Raw genomic sequence first — 1,840 nt, forward strand, 5'->3', positions numbered from 1 at the left:
TTCACCTCGCTGATTCGATGCGCTTGCAGGCGCACTAGGGGAAGACCCATGTGTCATCCCGCCAGAGTGAAACCATCAATCCCCTGCTAGACATTCAACAACAGCGGCGAGTCTCGAATAAAGTTCTAGCAGGAAGAACAACAGAATTTTCGTGTCTTTCGTGATTTTCGTGGTAAATAAATAAACGACAACAACATCAGTGCCATCAACCCACGTACAGACATTTTAACCGATGGCAACAAAACGCCTGAGCTGTATATCCAGAAGTGCATAAACTTCACACCAAATCCAATGGTGCCCGCCAACTTTGATTTCGCCTCCTTGTAATTCCTTCAAATAATTTTCCGTGACTGAAATTTCGTCTCATTTTGAAATCATAATTTGTTATATTTTTCGATGGTCAGATCTCATTGTTTGACTACAATTCGAGCGTTGAAACATGATCGCTCATGTCTTAACTCGCGCCATCAACCCTTGCTGCCCCATCTCCCCTAAAATCCTGTCCTGGATGATATAAACCGATGCTGATTCTTGGCAGACTGCTGAGTCTTGTATTCATTTTATTCTGTTTTCAGATGAATGTTCGTGCGCAGTCAAATCTAAACACTGATGATTCAGAACCTTGGTCAGAAGAGTCCGGCTACGTCGCCTTGCTTCCCACAGACCAGTTTTTAAGAAACAGCACTGAAAACCCTCTCAATGAACAATTCCCCTCTGATATCGCTTCTGAAAGTCGATTTGATGCCCCGGTTGCTGACCAGGGACAGAGCCCGGAACTTCCAAAAGATCTGAAGTCGTTAATGAAGCCAAGGTTTGACTTCGCTGCGGAATGGGAACCTGAAGCGGGAGGAGTCGGGATGAGTTCCTATGATCTCTCGATGAAATTGCCGCTTTACCCGATCTTCGGCCCTCCCCCTCCGTTCCTGACAGCCGGTTATTCTTATACACAAATCGAGGCGCTTCCCGCATTCGATTTACCAGAAAATCTGCATCAGTTTACATTGGGAATGTCATGGATGAGACGGATCAATGAAAAGTGGATGACAAGAACCATGCTCAATGGAGTATTTGCATCGGATCTGAATAACACAGGCAGTATGGCCTGGCAGTTCCGGGGCGGCTTTTTTGCCATCTATCGTCCTAATGAGACCTGGAATATTGCCATAGGTGCCTTAGCCACAGGTCAGGAGGATATCCCCGTCATCCCCGTACTCGGTGCCATCTGGGAACCGAACCCGAGGCTCAAAATCAACTTGATGCTGCCAAACCCACGCGTTTCATTTTTGTTATCCGAATCTGAACGACGCCAGCACTGGGGATATGTAGGCGGCGGAATGTCGGGAGGCAACTGGGCGTACCAGCGCAACGATGGTTCCCCAGAGCAGCTTAACTATCGTGAATGGCGTTTCGTTCTGGGATGGGAATCAATGCCACCCAAAAAACCGGGCAGTTTTCGTTCTACTGGCAAAAAGTTTCTGATGGAGTTTGGTTACGTCTTCGGCAGGAAATTTGAATTGGAGAGAAATGCGACCGACATCAAAATCGAGAACACGCTACTCCTGCATAGCGGCCTCAGTTTCTAAATCACATCCGCGCGTTTCTGTAGGACAGCAAAGGCCAGGTTCAAATATCACGAGATCTGTGCCTTTAAATAAATGCCTCTCGAATATCAAAACCAATGCCGCCTGTTTCTAACAACGACAGGGTAAGCCCGAATAAAATTCGGACCGAGCGCAGCAAGCAGGAAACGGAATGAGGAGCCAAGCGTTTCGTGTCTTTCGTGTCTTTCGTGCTTTTCGTGCTTTTCGTGCTTTTCGTGCTTTTCGTGCTTTTCGTGCTT

At 47.1% G+C, this 1,840-nt stretch carries 2 protein-coding genes; one reads left to right on the forward strand and one right to left on the reverse strand.

All coding sequences use genetic code 11. The annotated features are described in order from the left end of the window. The first annotated feature begins 521 nt into the window (after nucleotides 1–521). Entirely contained in the window at nucleotides 522–1,583 is a 1,062-nt protein-coding gene (locus Q0668_RS04705; RefSeq protein ID WP_298860560.1) for a DUF6268 family outer membrane beta-barrel protein, read from the forward strand. A gap of 64 nt (nucleotides 1,584–1,647) precedes the next feature. Here Q0668_RS04705 and Q0668_RS04710 read toward each other — a convergent pair. After that, nucleotides 1,648–1,840, reverse strand: a 193-nt coding sequence (locus tag Q0668_RS04710; RefSeq protein WP_298860562.1) for a hypothetical protein, incomplete at its 5' end; no start/stop codon positions are given.

It is taken from the genome of uncultured Gimesia sp. (genome assembly GCF_937910335.1).
Taxonomy (GTDB): Bacteria; Planctomycetota; Planctomycetia; order Planctomycetales; family Planctomycetaceae; genus Gimesia.